The organism is Quadrisphaera setariae (assembly GCF_008041935.1).
Taxonomy (GTDB): Bacteria; Actinomycetota; Actinomycetes; order Actinomycetales; family Quadrisphaeraceae; genus Quadrisphaera; species Quadrisphaera setariae.
This window is the reverse complement of record NZ_VKAC01000001.1, coordinates 394,706-414,350: the sequence shown is the minus strand read 5'-3', so window position 1 is coordinate 414,350 and position 19,645 is coordinate 394,706. Positions and strand designations below refer to the sequence as shown.

At 71.6% G+C, this 19,645-nt stretch carries 9 protein-coding genes; 3 read left to right on the top strand and 6 right to left on the bottom strand.

Features of this window, described 5'->3' with window-relative positions; genetic code table 11:
* Positions 1 to 71: 71 nt before the first annotated feature.
* The 6 genes from FMM08_RS01890 to FMM08_RS01865 all read right to left on the bottom strand — a co-directional run bounded on the left by FMM08_RS01890 (position 72) and on the right by FMM08_RS01865 (position 12,649).
* Positions 72 to 1,184, bottom strand: a complete 1,113-nt coding sequence (locus FMM08_RS01890; RefSeq protein WP_187279466.1) for a Fic family protein — start codon at positions 1,182 to 1,184, stop codon at positions 72 to 74.
* 213 nt (positions 1,185 to 1,397) lie between these two features.
* The gene (locus FMM08_RS01885) at positions 1,398 to 4,067 is read right to left on the bottom strand and encodes a cell wall-binding repeat-containing protein (RefSeq protein ID WP_147924607.1); all 2,670 of its coding nucleotides are present in this window, start codon (positions 4,065 to 4,067) and stop codon (positions 1,398 to 1,400) included.
* Between the two features lie 423 nt (positions 4,068 to 4,490).
* Positions 4,491 to 6,818, bottom strand: coding sequence for a cell wall-binding repeat-containing protein (locus FMM08_RS01880; RefSeq protein WP_147924606.1), 2,328 nt, complete (start codon positions 6,816 to 6,818; stop codon positions 4,491 to 4,493).
* 601 nt (positions 6,819 to 7,419) lie between these two features.
* Positions 7,420 to 8,052 carry a hypothetical protein gene (locus FMM08_RS01875; protein WP_147924605.1) on the bottom strand — a complete coding sequence of 211 codons (633 nt, stop codon included), beginning with the start codon at positions 8,050 to 8,052 and terminating at the stop codon, positions 7,420 to 7,422.
* Positions 8,053 to 8,253: 201 nt separating this feature from the next.
* Positions 8,254 to 10,947, bottom strand: coding sequence for a cell wall-binding repeat-containing protein (locus tag FMM08_RS01870; RefSeq protein ID WP_187279465.1), 2,694 nt, complete (start codon positions 10,945 to 10,947; stop codon positions 8,254 to 8,256).
* A gap of 778 nt (positions 10,948 to 11,725) precedes the next feature.
* Positions 11,726 to 12,649: a hypothetical protein gene (locus tag FMM08_RS01865; RefSeq protein WP_147924603.1), complete on the bottom strand. Its 924-nt coding sequence runs from the start codon at positions 12,647 to 12,649 to the stop codon at positions 11,726 to 11,728.
* Between the two features lie 271 nt (positions 12,650 to 12,920).
* On the opposite strand from FMM08_RS01865, the gene FMM08_RS01860 reads away from it, so the two are divergent.
* From FMM08_RS01860 to FMM08_RS01850, 3 genes are all read left to right on the top strand, one after another.
* Complete coding sequence (locus tag FMM08_RS01860; RefSeq protein ID WP_147924602.1) at positions 12,921 to 16,136, top strand: P-loop NTPase fold protein; 3,216 nt, start codon at positions 12,921 to 12,923, stop codon at positions 16,134 to 16,136.
* A 73-nt stretch (positions 16,137 to 16,209) separates the two neighbouring features.
* A complete protein-coding gene (locus FMM08_RS01855) occupies positions 16,210 to 17,667 on the top strand; it encodes an HNH endonuclease signature motif containing protein (RefSeq protein WP_187279464.1) in 1,458 nt (485 codons plus the stop codon).
* 183 nt (positions 17,668 to 17,850) lie between these two features.
* On the top strand, positions 17,851 to 19,602 hold the full coding sequence (locus tag FMM08_RS01850) for a restriction endonuclease (RefSeq protein WP_187279463.1): 1,752 nt from the start codon (positions 17,851 to 17,853) through the stop codon (positions 19,600 to 19,602).
* Positions 19,603 to 19,645 lie beyond the last annotated feature (43 nt).

Genomic DNA, 19,645 nt, shown 5'->3' with positions numbered 1-19,645 from the left:
GGGGAGGCTCAGTCCCGGATCCAGCCCGGGAAGCGGGAGTCAGCCTCCCCACCGGGACTGGGGCTCCCCACTCAGCTTCCGGCCTGCAGGCGCCTCAGCCGCAGACGGTCGACCAGCAGGTCAGCCTCGTCGAGCACGTCACCAGCCGCCCACACGGCGTTCCGCTTCGACTCGGTGATCGGACGCAGCACGCCAGCACTGACGAGCCTGTCGATGGTCGCGTACGCGCGGGCGGTCGACGCTCCCGTCAGACGGGCCACGTCGTCGGCGTCGACCACCGGGGTGCGCGTGAGGAGGCCCAGCAGGACCGCCGCCGCCGATCCCGACCGCGGACGGACGGCCTCACGCCACCGCTCAGGGAGCTCAGCGAGGCGCTGCGCGGAGACGTGGGACTCTTCGACGCACCGCGAGGTGGTCACCGCGAGGTAGTGGGCGAACGCGGCGGCGTCGCCCGTCCTGTACTGGTCCACCAGCGAGAAGTACTCGTCCCGGTCCGCGACGATCGCCGAGGCGATCGGGACTGCCATCTGCGTGGTGACGCCCCTGTAGCGCCACAGGGCGTTGACGAGAGCTCGGCCGATGCGACCGTTGCCGTCGGTGAAGGGGTGGATCGACTCGAACTGGGCGTGGGCGACTGCCGCCTGCACCAGCGGGTCGAGGTCCGTCCGTCGCATGAAGGCGATGAGGTCCTCCATGAGCGCGGGGACCCGCCCGGGGGTGGGCGGAACATGCAGAGCCCCGAGCGGCGAGCGGTCGGAACCGCCGATCCAGTTCTGCACCCTCCTCAGCGCGCCCGCGTCGTGCCTCTCGTGCGGGTCGTCGGCCATGAGCGGTCGGTGAGCCGCGAGCACGTCCTCGAGCTCGATCCCACCCGCTGCACGGGAGACGAGGAGCTCCAGCGCCCGAACAGCCCCCAGGACCGTCCTCGCTGACCGCGATCCCTTGTCGCCGTGCTGGACCCGGGCCAGCTGGTCCACGGTGGTCAGCTCGTCCTCGATGCGCGAGGAGGCGATGGCCTCCGTCCGCAGGAGGAAGGGCTCGAGCACGGAGACCTCAGCCGCCCAGCGCCGCTCGAGCACCCCGATGTCCACCGCCGCGGCACGACAGGCCTCCCGGAGGCCCGCCGGCACGAGCAGCTCACGGCGGGCGATCTCGGGGGGGATGCTGGCCGTGTAGGTGCTCATCTCAGACCTGCGCCCGCTGAGCGACGTCCACGGCAGGACCTCGTCGCCGTGCGGCGGAACCGATGGATCGAGGGGAGCGCCGCTCATGAACACCTCCACCCGAGAACAATCCTCTCCTTGTTCTCGGTTGTCGACACAAACGAGAACAACCTCAAGGTCGTTCTCGCTTGATGGCCTGGCACCCAGGCCGGGGCCCTCCGAGAGCCAGCGCTGTCAGCCCTTCGCCGCAGCCCCGAAGGCCGCCATGACCGACGCCGGGACAGCGGACTCCCCGCCGAACACCACCGCGGTGCTGGGCCGGCTGCTCGGGATGGCCGCGAGCGCCTTCACCACGTTGGGGTCGAGCTGGTCGCCGTGGGTGAGCAGCAGCGGACCGACGAGCGTGCCCATCGCCGTGGACCCCACCAGCGCGTCCGGCCAGGTGGTGCCGGTGGCGAGGCCCACCACGTCGGTGCGGGCGCCGGCGGCGGTGTCGAGGGCCACGAAGCGCTCGGCGACCTTGCGGGCGGTCTCGTAGCGGTCGCTGCCGACCACGGCGGCCGCCGCGGCGGTGCGCCCGGCGTCTCCGCCCAGGCTCGCGGCGGCGGCAGCAGCCGCACCGCCCACGGGGACCGTCCGCACGCCCGTCGGGTCCATCTGCTGCAGCAGCGCCTTCGTCACGGGCGGCAGCACGCCGTCCTTGGACAGCACGATGAGGCCGCCGGTGCGCCGCGCCAGCGACACCACCACCAGCGCGTCCGGGTAGTCGGCGCCGGTGACGAGGTAGATGGGGCCGGTCGCCGTCGTCGTCATCTGGTCGGCCAGGCGCTGCGCCAGCTTGGTGGCCGTCTCGTAGCGGTCGACCCCGCCGATCCGCTCGGTGCGCCCGGGCGCGATGGCCTCCAGCGCGGAGAAGACGGACGGCGTGATGGCGTCCTCGCGGCCGGTCACGACGATCGACCCGCCGGCGGCCAGGGAGCGCCGCACCTCGGCCTCGACCGCCGGGTCCAGCGCCTTGCCCGGGGTCAGCAGCAGCGAGCCGCCCTTCTCCGCGGCGTAGCGCGCTCCCCCGGCGGAGTCGGCGTAGGAGCTCGCCGAGGAGATGACCACCACGGGCACCGACCCGGCCTTGGGGAACAGCTTCTGCGAGGTGTCCACCGAGGTGGCGACGCGGTCGTTGCCGGAGAAGCGGTGCGTGCCCGGCCCCGGGTCCACGGCGTTGCCGGGCACCTTGGGCCGGGAGGGGCTCGGGTCGGAGCGCGGCGTGAAGTCGGGGTCCGGCGTGCCGCGGTTCCCGGTGACCGGCGTGGTCGTGGTCGTGGTCGTCGACGTGGGGGTGGGCGTGGGGGTGGCGCCGCAGGCAGCGGCGCTGGCCGAGGCGCTGGAGGCGGTGACCTCGGCCGGGTCGGCGGCCAGCGGTACCCCCGCGGAGAGCAGCCTCACCTGGCTGGGTGAGGGGTCGGGTGAGGACGACGACTCCGACGGGCTCGAGGACGACGACGACGCAGTGCCCTCCAGCGGAACCCCGTAGACGGCGTCAGCGTCGCTGTCGGCCACGAGGACCGACATGCGGTCGCCGGCCAGGGCGCTGGGCGCCTGCAGCTCCGAGGTCAGGGGCGCCCACTCCAGGGAGGGCCCGCCCAGGTCTGACACGACCACGGCGTGCGTCTTGGCGTCGGCAGCGACCAGTGCGACCGGCCCCTGGCGGGAGCCGACCGCGAGCGCCACGGGCTCGGTGAGCGCCGGGTCGTCGCTGGAGACCGTGGTGAGGTCACGCGGCTGGTCCACCGCTCCGAAGGGGATGGTGATGGCGTAGACCTGGTGGTTCGAGCGGTCGGCCACGTACAGCTCGGGCGTGGACTCGACTCCCTCGGCCACCACGAGGGCGGACGGCGAGGACAGGCCGGCGGTGAGCGCCTGCACCGTCGCGCCGAGCACGGGTCGACCACCGGGGCCGGGAGCGCAGCCGGGACCGGCCACCACGAACAGGCGCCCGGCGGTGCTCTGGGTCGGGGACGGCGAACCGCTGGACTGGACGCCCTCGTCGCCCTCGCTGGTGGCCCCGCTCGACGGGGTGGCGCGACCCGTCTCGGCGGGACCGTCGCTCTCCTCGTCGAGGCTCTGCACCGGCACGGCGGCGAAGCGCTCAGCACCGTCGGTGGCGGGGGTGTACTCGGGGTCGCCGTCCGTGGAGTCGACCGTCGAGGACGCCGACCCCGTGGCGGTGGACGACGACTGCGAGGGGGCTGACGGCGTGGGCGAGCCCGTGCCTGAGGCGGTCGGTGCTGAGGAGGTCTGGCTGGGCTGGGGCGGCGTCTGCAGGCTGGGTCCGCCGCTCCTGAGGGGCGAGGGGACGGCGTCCTCGACCAGCCCGCTCGTGTCGACGACGAGCACCTGGTGGGCGCCGGCGTCGGCGATGTACAGCTGGGCGCCGTCACGTGTGACGGCCAGGCCGGTGGGTGAGCTGAGCGGTGTCGCGCTGGCCTGCGCACCATCCGCAGGCGTTCCCGGCTGCCCGTTGCCTGCGACCGTGATGACGCCGGCAGTCGTGGGCCCGGTCATGAAGACGCGCTTCGCCTGCGGGTCAGCGACGAAGACGTCGCTGTTCTCGTCGACGGCGATCGCCGTGGGGTGCAGCATCAGCGGCGCTCTCCGTTCGCCCATGCACCAGGAGGAGGGAGCGACCGCAGCCTGGGGGCCGGCCATGACCACGCAGGTGCCGCCCTGGGTGAAGCGGAGCACGCGCTGGTGGCCGGTGTCGGCGACGTAGCGCACGCCCTCGTTGACGGCGACACCGCCGGGGGCGTCGAGCACCTGTCCCTGCGCCTCGGCGCTCGAGCCGGCGTGCTCTCCCTGCCCCGTGGCACCGATCAGCACGTGCAGCTCGCCGGCGGTGCCACTCACCTCGGGGAGTCCCGCGCCCCGGTCGGGTTGGCACGCGCTCAGCAGTGGGATCGCCAGGACCATGGCGAGCGCGAGGGCGCGAGTGGTGGTGGTCCGGCCAGCGGTGGTGCGCACGGGTCCTGCTCTCGTCGGGTGGTGCTCCGTCGTGGAGGTACCGACGCGGGCGCTCCACTGGTGGACGCGGCGACGGGGCCAGGTCTTCGACGCTAGGCAGCCGACAGGGCGGTCCAGCGGAGGCGCGCGGGGCCACCGAGAGGCAGGAAGGGGGACAAAGCAGCAGGTCAGGGTACGCAAGAGGCCGGTGGTTCCCCTGTGGCGAGAGGGGCTTCTGGCCGGGCGCCTCCGCCTGAGCGCAGGACGCGAGGGATGACCGGCTGACCGCCCGGACGTCGGCGTCTCCGTCGTCCGGGCGGTCGGTGCTCGTCAGCCCTTGATGCGGCTCGTGAAGGCGCTCGTGGCGTCGGCGGAGACGGCGCGCGATCCACCGAAGACGATGCCGGTGGTCACCTGGCCCTTCGCCGCCATCGCCTCCAGCGCCTGGGCAGCAGCCGGGGACAGCTCGTCCGTCGTCGTCAGGAGCAGCGGCCCCGAGAGGTTGCCCATGGCGGCGGAGCCCACGAGGGCGTCCGGCCAGTCCTGTCCCGTCGCCAGGCCGACGGCACCGGGGCGCGAGGATCCGGAGACCTCGGCGAAGCGCGCGGCGACCTTGCGGGCGGTGTCGTAGCGGTCAGCACCGACGATCGCCGCGCGGGCGGTCGACGCAGCAGCATCACCACCGAGGGTCCTGGCCGCTGCGGCAGCCGGGCCACCCACGGGGATCGTGCGGGCGCCGGCCGGGTCGTTGGCGTTCAGGTAGGCACGCGTCGAGGCCGGCAGGCGGGCACCGTCTGAGAGGACGACGATGCCGCCCGTGCGCGCAGCCAGCGACGAGACCACGAGACCGTCCGGGTAGTCCGTGCCGGAGACGAGGAAGATCGGCTGGCCGCCGGTCACGGTCGTCGCCGCGAGCACGCCGTGCTCAGCGGCTGGGACCACTGCCTTGGCCGCGACCGTGGCCTGCACCGTGCCCGCGATCTGGAGCGCTGTCGCGAAGCGGTCCTCCCCGGCGATCCGGTGCACGCGGTCTCCGGCGCTGGTCCCCGCGAGCGCAGCGGCCACGGCTGGCGAGAGCGCCTGGTCACCGCCCAGCACGTCGACGGTGCCACCGAAGGCGAGGACGCGGTTGATCTCGGTGACGACGTCGGCGTCCAGCGAGGCTCCGCCGGTCATGAGCAGAGGCGCCTGGGACGACGCCGCCAGGCGCGCACCGGCCAGTGCGTCGGCGTAGGTCGCGCTGGTGGTGAGGACCACGCGCGGCGCGGACCGCGCGATGGGGAAGATCTGCTGGGAGACCGAGGTGGAGGTCTGCACCCTCGACTCGCCGGCGAAGCGGTGCGATCCCGGCTCGGGCGCCTTGACCGGTGAGGCGGGAGGTGCGGGAGCAGCTGGGGGCGCAGCCGGAGTGACCGCCGTCGACGCCGCGGAGGCCGTGCCCAGCCCGGCGCTGTTCTTGGCCTTGACCGTGAAGGTGTAGCCGGTGCCGTTCGTGAGCCCGGTGATGGTCGTCGTCGTGGCGGCCGAGCCGACCAGCACCGGCGCGAGCGCCGCCCCTCCGACCGCCGTGGGGGTGACCTCGTAGTCGGTGACGGGGCCGGCGCCGGTGACGAGCGGAGCGGTCCAGGACAGACCCGCCTGGCCGTTCCCGGCGACAGCCGTCACGGCCGTCGGAGCTCCGGGAGTCGCAGCGGGGGTCGTGACGGTCTCGAGGCCGGTGGCGCCGTACAGGCCCGCGTTGCTGGTGACGGCCCGCACCCGGACACCTGAACCCGTTCCGGCGGGCAGACCCGTGATGGTCGCCTGCAGGTCGCTGCCGCTCGCGGCGCTGGTGCTCAGCGAGCTCCACGAGGTGCCGTTGAGGCTGTACTCCCAGCCGGTCACCGTCGCGCCGTTCACAGCGCCCGGCGTGAAGGTCACCGTGGTGGACGTCGTCGCGGTGCCGCTGAACGTCATCGCCGTCGGAGCGGACGGGCAGGTCAGGTAGGTGGCCAGCACGTAGCCGTCGCCGGTGTTCGGGGACAACGGCGTGACGCTGGCCCCGGCTACCGCCCCGTTCGACCCGCCACCACCTCCTGCCCCGGTGGACGAGTAGTCGCCACCACCAGCACGACCACCGTTGTAGCCACCGCCCCCACCACCGCCGCCGCCGCCCTGGCCGAACATCGCACCGTTGGCTCCGCCGCCGCCTCCGGTGAAGGCGCCGGCGCCCTGCCCGTTCGCGCCGACGTCCCCGCCCGCCACGGTGGTCCCAGCGCCGCCACCGCCACCGGCGACGAGCAGCGGCTGGGAACCGGCGGGAATGGGTGATCCGGCCCAGACGGAGGACGCTCCGCCGCCACCACCACTCCCCGACTGCCCCGAGGCACCCCTTCCGCGGCTCCCGTCGCTACCGCTGGTGCCGTTGCTGGCGAGCCCGTTGAGCGCCGGGGAGTCGGTGCCCCGGGTCCCCACGAGGACGGTGAAGTGGTCTCCGGCAGCGGCCGGGAGGATCGCGGTGAAGTCACCGCCGCTTCCTCCGACGCCGCCGCTGAAGCCGTTGCCGCCCCGCGCGCCCGCGACCTCCCACTCGATGCCGCAGAGGTTGGCGACTGCGGGCACCGTGAACGCGTTGTCCGCCCCGTAGGAGGTGGCGCTCGCCGTCCCCGCGTGGGTCATGTCCCATGTCGCGTCGACTCCTGTCGCGAGCGCGGGAGACGTCGCGACCCCGGGCAGCACTGCGCCACCGAGCAGGCACACGGCGAGGGACCTCGCGAGGCGCTGACGAGAGGCGCGGCGAGGCGGAGCCGTCGACGTGGAGGGGAGTGTGACGAGGGGCACGGAGCACCTCCGTGTGCGGCACGCAGGCGTGCAAGAGGAAGGACCGGGCTCTGCCGACGGTCCTGAGGACTCCTCCGAGCGTGCTCGACGAGGGCGCTCCCACACCGAAAGACACGCCGCCTAACGGTGACAGAGAGTGATCGTTTGCGCCCGCGGGACCCCCTCTCGACCACCATCGGTGATCACGTGAGGCTCGGAGGGCGATGAAGACGACGTGCCTCTGGTTCACCGGTGATCTCGACAGGGGTGCTGGCCACGCAGGTGCCCACCTCGCACTCCCGCCGCTGGGTCGCGCGCCTCCTCGCTCGCGCTCCGTCCGTCGAAGCGACCGCCACCGGATCCGCACGTGCCACCTCCACGGTGACGGGACGAACGGCCTTGGACGCCACCGATCACCGAGTCACCAGCACTTCGCGGGCCGCACCCGGCGGAGCGTGCCTCAGGCGCTCTGCAGCGCCGCCCCGCGGCTGGCGAGGAGCGAGTCGAGCTCGGACTCGCTGAAGACGCGCACGGGAGCCACGTCGGCGGCGGCAGCACCCGAGGCCGCCCACTGCCAGGCCGGGTGTGCACCACGGGGGTGGTCGAGCCCGAGGTGGAGCACCACGCCGTGCTGGTGGTGCCCGTCGGCCACGAAGCCGGTCAGGGCGCGCCAGACCGCACCCCCGGGGTCGCCGCCGCGCACCGGCTGGGACGCCCGGACCGCCAGCGCCAGCAGCGCAGCGTCGCCCTCAGCCGGCCCGCCGAGGCGGACCACCACATCGGGCCCCGCGAGCTCGACAGGCTCAAACGCCTGGGCAGGCGCGTCGTCCAGCGGACGGGCCGGCGAGGGGACGGGGTCGAGGACGTCGACCCGGTGACCAGGCGCCGTCACCACAGTGGGGCGCCGGTCAGTGCAGGCAACGTCCCAGCCCTCGGGCAGCAGTCGGGCGACCTGCCGCGCCGCCGCAGCGGCGAGCACCCGCTCTGCCGAGGCCGCTGGAGCCCCGCGAAGCTCGTCCAGCAGGCGACGGTCGTCGCGCACGAGAGCGCGCACCGCGTTCTTCAGCAGCGCCTCCACCGAGATGAAATCCATGTCGTGGTCATCGGCCGCTGCGCCGTCCGAGTCAAGGCGTCAACCGCATTGACGGAAGCAGGGCCACGATGCGCTGCCGCTAGCTGTTCTGATAGCAGCGGTGCCTTCACCGGTCGAGGGTGGCCGGCAAGCACCTCCCCGCACAGCAGAGCGGGCCGAGACCCAAAGGTCCCGACCCGCTCTGTCGCAGCTAGAGAATGATCAGCTGATGGTGAAGGTGATCGAGCTGGTGCTGATCGCCGTCCCGTAGGTGTCCACGTAGTTCGCGGCGGCGGTGGAAGAAGCCGGCGCGACGGTGATGGTCGCCCCCGCAACCGTGGTCGACGAGGTGTTGAGCGTGAGCACCGTCTTGTCGGCGTTCCACGAAGGAGCGGTCGCGGACAGAGTCGCTCCGGTCACGGTCCACTCCGAGTTGGCAGCGGTCGTAGCGTTGGTCACCGGCTTGTTGAAGGTGAGAACGATCGAGGCGTTGCCGTGCACGTTGGCAGCCGACGTGATGCTCGGAGCCGCCGAGAAGACCGAGGTGGCGAGAGACCAAGTCACGACCCCGCCGTTGATGCTCACCTGAGCAGTGCCGGTACGAGCGCCCGACGAGATACGACCAATCATGGCGTCGAACTGAGCCAGCGTGCTGGTGGCGCCGTCGATCGTGTAGACGGTGCTGGTTCCGGCACCGAAGACGCTGGTCGAGTTCGTCACGTTGCTGTAGGAAAGGTTCGTCGCCGAGATCTGGTTGCTGTCAGCGTCCTGGATGCTGACCGTACGGGCCGAGGAGTCCGCAGCAGCGACCGTGCCAGAGAGCGGCTTGCTCGTGAGAGAGAGCGTGGCGGCCGTGTTGGTGGTGGCGTCGGCAGCCTGGAAGGTGACCAGGTCACCAGGGTTGACGGCAGCCTGGAAGTCGGAAGGCGAAGCAATCGTGCCGTCGATGATGTAACGGGTCACGCCGCTGTAGGCCGCGTAGCCCTGGGCGCTGTTCGCGCCCCACCAAGCGACACCGCTGGTGTCGGTGTTGTTTCCACCGACCGTCTTCGCCACCACACCAGAGGTCTTGGCCGGCGCGGAGTTGACCAGGGCGAACTTCTGAACGCCACCGGCCTGGGAGTACGTGATCTGGTCACCCTTGGAGACGGGGCTCGCGGTGCTCGACCCGAGGTTGCCGCTTCCGACGAAGGCTGCCTGGGCCGCCGAGGTCCCATCGATCATGTAGGTGTCACCCGAGGCGGGCGTGATCGCCTGGGTCAGGGTCGCGCCCGCAGCCGTCTTGACCGTGAAGCTGGTCAGGACGCCCGTGCTACCCGCGGTACCGCTCATCGTGACCCCAGCAACCGTGCCGACCAGGCTGCCGCTGGTCAGCGCGACGGTGCGGATGTTGTTGAGGTCAGCGCCAGTGCCCTTGACGGAGATCGAGTCTCCCAGGCTGAGCGCCCCCTCGAAGATGCCCTTCGAAACGCTCTGGCCATCCACCGTGTAGTTGATGAAGGAGGTGCCGTTGCTGGTGTAGTCCCAAGCCGGCGAGCCAGCCGTGGTGCCCATGAAGGGAAGAGCGGTACCGGTGATGGGCTCCACAACCGTCAGGGTGTGCGTGCTGCTCAGTGCGAAGGCACCGACCAGGCCAGAGGTGTACCCGCTGCTGGCGAGCGCCGTGTAGGCGTAGCTCGTCGTGCCGTCAGAGTTGGCGACGACCGAGACGGTGCCACCCACCTGGAGGGAGCTGACGAAGGCGCCCTGGGTCGCAGCCGAGCCACCAACCATGAACTTGTCGGTGCTCTTGGTCGTGACCTTCTTCGCCGCCTGGGTGACCGGGTCAGCGTAGGAGAAGGTGGTGCTGCTACCGGTCGGGATCGCCGTGACAACCATGCCGACAGCGGCGGCGACGGACTGGGCGGCGGACTGAGCCGAGGAGACCTGGCCGTCGGAGACGGCGGCCTTGCCACCGAAGACGAAGCCCTTGCCGGTCAGCTCAGCGGAGTGGTCCTTCATGTACACCGCGGTGGCGTCCCAGCCAGCGAAGTGCAGCGTGGTGAAGGACTTGCCCAGCAGCGGGGCGGCCACGAGCGAGTCAGCGCCGTTGCCGTTGGTGCCACCGACCAGAGCGGCGTTGGCGGGGTTGAAGCCCTCGGACTTCTTGGCCCAGTCGGAGACCAGGTTGGCGGTAACGGCGCGGTCAGCACCGGCCACGCGCTGCTCGTCCTTGATGGACAGGTCGGCCTGGACCTTCTTGGAGACGACAGCCTCGCCACCGACGAGGATCTTGTTGTCGGTCCCGATGTTGCCGAGCTCCTTCTTGGAGAAGTCGGAGGTCGAGTCCTTGTCGGTCAGGATGACCGGGTAGCCCTTGACGAAGGCCACCGGGGAGACGGCGAGCGCGTCGGCGAAGGAGGTGCCCGAGGCGACGAAGACCTTGGAGGGCTTCTTGCCACCGTTGAGCTTGATGCCGGCCTCGGCGATCATCGCGGCGGTCTCGTAGCGGTCCGAGCCGTTGATGCGGGAGACGTTGTAGCCGTCGCCCTTGATGGCGGTCTCGACCGAGGTCGGGATGACGGTGGTGCCACCGACCAGCCAGATGTTCTTGGCGCCGAGGCGCTTGATCTCGGCCTTGGTCGCGTCGTCGGCGCCCTTGTCGCTCACGTAGAGGATCGGGGCGTTGGCGACACCGGCCAGGTAGGAGGCGGTGAGGCCGTCGACCGTGGCGTAGCCGTTGACGAGGATGACGTTGTCGGCCTTGTCGAACGCGGCCTTGGAGGCGGCGATCGCGGTGCCGTAGCGGTCATCGCCCTGGATGCGCTGGTCGAACTTGAAGTTGGCGTCAGCGGAAGCGGCCGAGGCGAGGGCGATGGCGCCACCACCGAGGCAGACGGCGAGAGCAAGCGTCCCCGCAGCGGTGCGCTTCGCCATGTTGCGAGCAGACATGTGAATGTCCTCCATGGAAGTGAACGGTTGGGGACGCAGGTCCCCGGGCCTGGGAAGGACCCGGGGTTCCGGGTCTTCCAGATCCGCCGTCCGGCGGATCCGGACATTACGGACTGTGTTGCTTCCTCACCTCTCGGTGACGACATGGAAGAAGTTACGCGCCCGGCTGCCCCAGACGTGGGATTTCCAAACATGGCGCGTGTCGGCGTGTCGCAGCACGGCAGAAAAAGCCGCTGACCTGCGGTGACGACGAACCACATCGTTGTGGTCCGCGCGTGTCGCGGCGGCGTCGCCGAGGCGGAGCACGCCTCCCGGGAGTCAGGAGAAGCTCCCCCGTTCGGCGTACGAGAACAGTGCCCGACCGCGACACGCCACGCGTCGCGACACGCCTCAAACGACTCGGAAAACTTGTTGTGTCTCGCTCGTCACGTGAGTCACAGGAATGGCGATAAGGGCAGAAATGCCCACCAATACGGACAGATCGACGCTCGCAACCTGCAATTTCACCCCGACTCACCTGTCGAGACGCCCTGAACCGGCACCCGACGCCGGTTCGTCACTCTCTGTGACCCCAGAGATGCCGCCGATCGGGGGCCGACGACTTGCCGAAGCTGAAAGCGGCGTTCCGTCACGGGCGGAGGCGCCAGCCGGTCGAGGGCCGTCACGGTGTGGCAGCAGACCCCTCCGGGCACGCCACGCAGGCATCAGCGGCCTTGGTTCTGCCCGGCCCTGTGCAGCCGAAGCCGCCGGTGGACCTCGTGGGTCAGCGCGTCACCGCAGCTCGCGTGCGCTGGCGAGGCACCGCTGCGGCAGCCCGAGATGCTGTCGGGGGCTTCACGCCGACCCGTGCTGGCGTCTGCTGCTGCGCCTGCGCGAGTCGACGGGCCTGCGACCTCAGCGGCTTGACGAACTCAGAGCGCACGTGGACGTGCGTGACGCCGTTGCTGCCAGCGCGGCGTCCCTTGTACTGGCTGACCAGCACGTCAGCGCGTGACCGGGCGACGACGCCCCTGTCCTTGAGCGTCTTGGCGGCTGAGGTCACGGCACCCGCCCGCCGGCTGAACCGCTGGCCTGGGTCGGTGCCCAGGCGCTGACAGACCTCTTCGCGGCTCAACTCGCCCCGGGCTTTCGCCAACGCGTGGAGCAGACCCAGTGCCTCCTCGGCCGTCTGGCGCTTGTCCTCGAGGGTGGAGGACCTCCTCTTCCCCGGCGCTGCCGTGGCCTGCTGCTCGAGCAGCGCCAGGAGGGCCTTGACCTCGTCGTCGTCCCACGAGGTGTCCTCCTCCTCCGGCTCGGCGGCTGGTGCGTCAACAGGTACGGGCCGGTCAGCGCGCTCGGGACGCGCCGGAGCGGGAGCGGAAGCAGGGGTTGGAGCAGCATCGGCGCGGCGAGTCGCTGTCCGACCACGCCCCTCCGGCGCCTGGGCTGCCGGAGTGATGGCCAGCGCCTCCTCGGCGCGCTCGCTGCGCAGGGGCGGCCGCTCGTCGTCGTGCTCAGGAGAGCCCGTGCGCACCTCGAGCGCGAACTCCAGCCGGTACGGAGTCCCGTGCCGGTAGATGGCGATGCTCCCGGTGCGCTCTCCCCTGGTCGCCGCAGCGCCGTCGGAGGTGAGCAGGGTGCGCTCGAAGCCCTGCGGCAGGCCGACGCGCAGGCGGAAGTCGCCGGAACCGTCTTCCGGCTCCACCACCCAGTCACCGGCGTCGCCGTCCGTTGAAGGCAGCGCATCTGGCGCGCTGACCGGGGAGAAGGCCAGCCGGACTCGGACGACCAGGACTCCTCTGACGTTCCGGGCAGGGCGGCCGACTGCCGGCGCATCGACACCAGCGAGAAGGCCTGGTCACGTCGCCAGAGGGCGACGCGCACAGCCGCGCCACGACGTCTCCGCGCTCCGTGTCCCCCGACATGCATCCGCACGCATGCGGGCTGCGCGTGCCAGGCTCGCCTGAGGAGGTCCCGACATGGGTCGAACCACCCCGGCTGAGGGGCGAGCGCACGTCTGGGCAGATGCACCTGTCCTGCACCAGGCAGCCGATGCGCTTCACCGCGGGCCGTTCACCAGCAGCGCTGCGACCCTGCTCAACGAAGTCCTGACCAGCTCAGAGAGCGTCGTCGCGGCCCTGGTCGGCCCGTGGGGCAGTGGGAAGTCCAGCACCCTCGGCTTCATCCTCGAGGAGCTCGACGTCGAGCATGTCGTAGTCAGGATCAACCCGTGGATGGTCTCGGGCCCTGACGGAGTCGCCGAGGAGGTCGTGGCCGCTGTCACCACCGCGCTCACCGCGGCAGGTGTCGCACCGGCCGTCGCCAGTGCGGCGCGGGGGTACTTCGCGGCGGCGGTCCGCGCAGTGGTGAAGGGGGCGGCCGCCGTCGGAGGTGCCTACGTCAGTCAGCAGGGGTTCCTGGGAGGCGAAGAGCTGGGCAGTGCCGCCGGCGGCGTGGTGGCAGCTCTGGTGGACACGAACGAAGACCGTGCCACCGCATCGGAGTCGCGCCCGGCGACGCTCCAGCAAGCGGCGGAGTCTCTGTCGACCCACCTCGCCGAGCACGCGCGCGGCGTGCTCGTGGTCATCGACGACGTCGACAGACTGCAACCCGCCGAGGTCCTCGGGCTCTTCAAGGCGGTGAGGCTCCTCGGGCGCCTTCCCTACGTCCACTACCTGCTCGCGTACGACGAAGAGACGCTGCTGGATCTGCTGACCCAGACCCCTGTGGCGCACCACCGCCGGGACCGGGCGCTCGCCTACCTCGAGAAGATGGTGCCGCTCCGTCTGGAGCAGCCCGAGGTCACCGAAGACCAAGTCGACGACCTGCTCGCGGGTGGATGGGCGAGCACGTCAGCACGTTGCGGTCCGTTCACCACCACCGACGACGACGCCTTCACGCACGAGGCAGAGGTGCTGCTTCGCCATGTGCTCACCACACCGCGGGTCATCCACCGCTTCTTCGCCCAGCTGGACCTGCTGCTCACGCTCGTCCGGCCGCACACGGTGGACGTGACCGATGTCGCCGTGCTCACCGTGCTCAGGCTCCACCACCCGCAGGTCTACCGGTCGCTGTCGAACGAGCGTCGCCTCCTGACCGCGGAGAACCCCCCAGACACCTCCCCCGACGCGCAGCGGCGAATCGAGGTGATGCTCCGGCGACCGTCGTCCGTCCTCGCTGGCGACTGGCAGCCCGTGGTCGACGCCGTCCACCGCCTGTTCCCCCGCACAGCCGGGCAGAAAGACGCCACCGCCTTCTCGAGGCTGGCAGCCACGCCTCGACGCAACCGCGCGCAAGACCCCGACTACGTCGACCGCTACTTCGCGCTGTCCCCCTTGGAGGGCGACGTCGGCGCCATCAGCGTCCGCGGAGCGCTCGACGCCATCGCAGAGGGACGGAGCACGCTCCCAGCCGACGAGTTCCTCGACGTCCTCCTGGCACCGGGAATCGACCGACGGGCGGTGCTCGCGGCACGTCGGCTGCTGCGCCGCAGCGCCGAGCACATCGCCACCGCCTCGCTGTCACCGGAGGCCGCCTGTGCGCTCGCCGTGACCTTCTGCCGGATCGCGCCGTACCCGCGCGTGGCGAGCGATGACTCCGAGCAGCACGCAATCGTCCTCGTCGGAGAGCTGCTGGCCCGTGTCGGCAGCAGTGCCGAGCCTGCGTGGAGCGATGTCGTCGAGGCGCTGAGCGACGACCAGCCCCTGCATCCGGGCCACCGGCCCTCAACAGGTGCCGCGCTGTGGCTGTTGGCCCAGGCCTGCAGCCGTGGTGTGCCAGTGGTTCGACAGACGAGCGTCCAGGGACTGTGGAGCCACCTCGTCGACGCCTGCTGGCAGCACCTGGTGGACTGCTCCCTCCAGCTGATCGACGACGCCCCACCAGACGGGCTCGGCCCATGGCTGGTGGGACTCTCGGAGCCCTCCGACCTCGAGCGCCAGCTCGGTCGAGCTGCCGTGGGAAGGGCTGACCTCGTCCGCTTGGTCAGCATGCTGCTGCCGCTGCGTCCAAGCGGGACCGTAGGCGACGACGGCGCCGTCATCTCCGACGGCAGTGAAGCCCTGGTAGCAGCGGTGCTCGACGCGGCTGTCGGCGCGGTCGGCGAAGAGGGCATTCGCACCGCGGCAAGCACTGCGCCGACGGGTGGGGGGTGGGCGGCCACCCGGCGTCGGGCGAGCAGTCGACTGCTCGCAGGTCGTGTCGCCCTCACACGACCGTCCAGGCCTACCGGGGCGCTCACGCCCTCCTCCCTCGCGGGTGCCACCCGACACGAGGACGTCGCCCGCGGGGCCTCCGAGGCGGTCGACGTCAGGGTGGTCGTGACCGTGGCTGCCCCCGCCGCCCCCCTGCCCTTCGCTGAGCTCGGTGACGCGCCAGAAGCCCTCGGCACACTGCGCTGGGTCGACCACTGGGAGGACGACGTGAAGCGCGCCGTCCGCGCAAGCCCAGCAGCGGCGTGGCTGCTCGCAGGACTCTCGGGAACCGCGGGTGCCGATGGGACGCCCGGCTGGGACGAGAGGAGCTCTCGCGGGCACTGGATCGCCCTGTCCAGGCTCGAGGCGGTCCGCGAGCACGACCCCGGCTCCATCCCCATCGGGGCCCCCGGGGCGACCGATGACGGGCAGCGCCAGGTCTTCGTGCAGGTCATGCCGGGGACCGTGGTGTCGTCCGGCTCGGAGGAACCAACGGTGGGGTGCTCCGTCGTCATCTCCCTGGGACTACGCCTGCCAAGGATCTCGCGGACCGAGCAGATCTCAGAAGGGCACCAGGTCAGGCACCGCGTCATGGAGCCCGTCTTCCTCGAAGACCTCGCCGCCGCGGTGTTGGCAGCCGTGCGGTCTGCGGATCTAGCGCTCACTTCGCGCGGCTCAGTGCCTGGCGCTGCGCTCGACTTGACCGTCCCCAACCGGAGTGCAGTCGTCCACATCGCCTTGATCTGCAGCGATGACATCGCTGCAGTGGTCGAACTCAACCTCCCGCATCGGCAGACGACGTCGGGCGCGACGCAGTTCCGCTGGTCCGCCGAGACGACGGACGTCCGGGCGCTCCGCTCGGGCGACGTGGGCGGGCCGGCCTTCCTCTTCACCGCTGAGCTGCTCGCCCGATGGCTGCGCGACGCCGAGTACCGCCGAGGCGTCGACGCCGCGGTCGACGCAGCGGTGCAGGCCGCAGCTCGGCAGAGTGCAAGCGCCTGATCACTGCGGGGCCCTTTCACAGTGGCCGGACGATGATCCCGGGCTGTCGGTGGTGACCTCTAGGTTCAGACACGTGATCGACGGCGAGGTGCCCGGCGGGTGTGCTCCCACGCACCCCGTCCTGTGCGCACCCCGGGAGATCGCCGATGCGGCGGGGTCTCTCCTGGCCAGCTCGGGGGCGTCGCTGTCGCTGGCCGAGCTGCAGGCCGCCTACCTCGAGCTGCAGGCGGCCCAGGCCGCGGTGGCGGCCGCCCAGCTCCACCTGACCCGCGTGCTCGTCGAGCACGAGCGCCCCCACCGCCGCAAGGCACCGGGCACGCAGACCAAGGGCTGGCTGGAACGCGCTGCCCGCCTCGGGCGCGGTGCGGCCTCCACCGAGGTGGCCGCAGCGCGCGCCACCGACCCCGCGTGCGGTGCGCTGCGCGGCCTCGGAGCGGCACTGGCGGCGGGTGAGGTGTCTCGCCAGCACGTCGAGGTGGCGACGCGCCTGCTCCCGCGCCTGCCGCAGCGCGTGCTCGACGAGCGGCGCGAGGAGGTCGACGACCACCTCACCGAGCAGGCCCGCGGCTTCTCCCCCGGCGACACCGACACCCTCGCCAAGCACCTGCGCCGCGCGGTCTGCGCCGACGACGACGCCTCCGACGGCTGGCCCGAACCGCCCGCCGCCAGCTACGAGCGCCGACAGGGCAGCTGGTACACCGACTGGACGGGCATGGTGCAGTTCCGCTTCTCCGTGCCCGAGGCCGACGCGAAGCCGCTCACCGCCGCCCTGTCAGGTCTGGCCGCCCCCACGCGCTGCCCCTCTCCCGTTTCCGATGACCAGGACGACGACGCCGACCCCGACGCGGTGGTCCCCGTGGACGCGCGCACCACCACCCAGCGCAACGCCGACGCCTTCACCGAGCTGGTGCGGCGCGGCGAGAGCGCGCCGGGAGACCTCGAGGTCGAGGTGGGACGGCTGGTGGTCGTCGCGACCGAGGCCCAGCTGGCCGAGGAGCCTGGCGCCGGAGGCGCGGTCTGCACGCACGACCCCGACCCGCTGTCCGCCACCGCCCTGCGGCGACACGCCTGCGACGCGGTGGTCGACAGGGTGGTGCTCGACCGCCGCGGCGCCGTGGTCCGCATGGAGTCCCTCGGACGGCTGGCCACGCGCGCGCAGCGCCGCGCGCTCGCCGCGCGGGACGGCGGGTGCGCCTTCCCGCAGTGCAGCGCCCCAGCCACGTGGTGCGAGGCCCACCACATCGTCTTCTGGAGCCAGGGCGGCGCCACCGACGTCCCCAACCTGGTGCTGCTGTGCTCGCGACACCACACGGAGATCCACCTCGGTCACTGGACGATCACCGTGCGCGACGCAGTGCCCTGGTTCGTGCCGCCACCGTGGGTCGACGCGGCGCAGCGGCCGCTGCGCAACTCCTTCCACCAGCGGATCGCCGCGACGCGCGCCGCGGCGGCCGACCTGCGCCGACCACCCGACGAAGCACCCGGCGCGCCACCCGACCACCAGGACATCGCAGACGCCGAAGCGGCATGACACCCGCGCTGCGGCGCTCTGCAGTGCGTCAGCGCAGCAGCGCGTGACACGTCCGGCCCCCGACGTCTTCGGGGCCGGATGCAGCAGCGCGGACTCCTCATCGACGAGCCAGAGGCAGCCTCCCGTGCGTCGTCCCCCGCAGGTGGACCTGCGCGGGACCCACCGACACGCCGATGCCCAGGTGTGGTCTCGAAGGAGAGTCTCCGCGGGTACGTCATGGAAGAGGCGCTGGCACGCCTGCTCCACACGGCCGGGTACCAGCTCGTCACCCAGGTCGAGGACGATGCCGAGGGCCTCGTCCGCAAGGGGAACGGTCTGGCCGTGCGCGGTCGCGGAGGTGATCACCAGGCGGACGTGCTCGCACTGCTCACCGCGGTCGTGCCGTTCGGCTACCGCCTGCGCCTCTTCGTCGAGGCGAAGCACCGCGCCGACAAGGTCGGACTGCCCGCCGTGCGCAGCTCCTACGCGGTCCTCGCCGACGTCAACCAGTTCGTGCCGGGCAGCGGCCGGCGACGCTACGACCACCAGAGCGTCTTCTTCTCCACGGGTGGCTACTCCACGGACGCCCAGCGGTTCGCCGACGCGCACGGCATCTCCCTGCAGGACTTCACCGGCAAGGCGTGGCAGCTGCTGCGTCACGGTGTGGAGACCACCGCCGACGCCCTCGGCACGATCCTCGTCTCCGCGGGACGGTCCGTACCCCTCCCCTGGGCCCGGCAGCTGCTCCGCGAAGCGCTCGGCACACCGACGTCCACCGGCCCGGTCCAGCCGCTCCCACCCCTGCAACCCGACCAGCGCGTCCTGGCCGCGGCCCAGTCTCGACTGGCGCAGGGACTCGTGAGCCTGGAGCAGGTGGAAGCCCTGGTCGACGCCTTCTCGAGCCTCGCGGACCTGCACGAGCGGTCACTGCTCATCGCCCACACCAGCGGGCGCATGATGCTGGTCATCCGCCCTGACGGCGACGCGGACCTCGCAGCGCTCTCCGCCCTGGCGCAGGAGAGCCGGACCCGCGAGGTGCCGAGCCTGTACGCGTTCGACCCGGTCTCCGCGGACCCGCTGGACGGCGGCGACTGGGTCTTCTCCTCGCAGGACCCGACGCGCCCCTTCCACCTGAGGGTGGGAGTCCCAGCGCTGCTGGAGCACAGCCTCCTCACCACGGCCGGTGCGCCGCTGACGGAGGACGGTCGACGCGAACGACTGACGTTCTTCTGGAACGGCCAGCCCATCACTCTGGTCTACCGCCTGGCGGACCCGCCCGGCGTCGACGCCAACGGTCAGCAGATGGCGCTGCGCTGCGTCTCGGTGGAACCCGCCGTCGCCATCCCGCCTGCAGCTCTGCTTCCCGAGCCAGCACCCGCTGACGACGGGGAGCAGGTCGTGGCGCCCTCCTCAGCATCGTCGCCACCGGCTTCGGAGCCTCTCCCTGGCGCGGAACCGCCAGAGCACGCCGACGCCGGCGACGGGCACCGCGAGGTCGACGAAGACCACCTCGATGCTGATCAGGACCACGACGACGAGGAGCACGACGACGGCGATGACGAGGACGCGTCGTCGTGGGACGTCGACGACGTGAAACTGGTGCTCTACGAGCTTGCCGACGACGCCCGCCGCTTGTCGTCAGCTCACGAAGCGCTGACCGTGATGCACGCCGCAGCCCGTGCTGGCGGCCGGCTCAAGCGCGACGACGTGCGCACCCTGCTCGGCGACCAGCCAGGAACAGCTTTCAACAGCCGCAGTGGGGCGCTCACCCGAGTGGTCAACCGACTCCGGTCGCGCGGGGACATCGCCGCCACAGGGGCACGGCCACTGCAGTCGGTGGTGCGCTTGCGCTTCCTGACCGGTCGGCGCGCCGTCGTCGCAGTCCGAGTCCACCCTGAGTTCATCGAGCAGGTGCTGGCAACACCACCAGGACGTTCTAGTGTCACGGCACCGTGACAATGGGAGATGTCATGGAACCGTGACAATGTGCATTGTCGCG

Bases quoted from the DNA above. Each gene is read 5' to 3' on its own strand.
- FMM08_RS01870 (WP_187279465.1), bottom strand. From the start codon at position 10,947: ATGGCGAAGCGCACCGCTGCGGGGACGCTTGCTCTCGCCGTCTGCCTC.
- FMM08_RS01880 (WP_147924606.1), bottom strand. From the start codon at position 6,818: ATGACCCACGCGGGGACGGCGAGCGCCACCTCCTACGGGGCGGACAAC.
- FMM08_RS01890 (WP_187279466.1), bottom strand. From the start codon at position 1,184: ATGAGCACCTACACGGCCAGCATCCCCCCCGAGATCGCCCGCCGTGAG.
- FMM08_RS01860 (WP_147924602.1), top strand. From the start codon at position 12,921: ATGGGTCGAACCACCCCGGCTGAGGGGCGAGCGCACGTCTGGGCAGAT.
- FMM08_RS01875 (WP_147924605.1), bottom strand. From the start codon at position 8,052: ATGGATTTCATCTCGGTGGAGGCGCTGCTGAAGAACGCGGTGCGCGCT.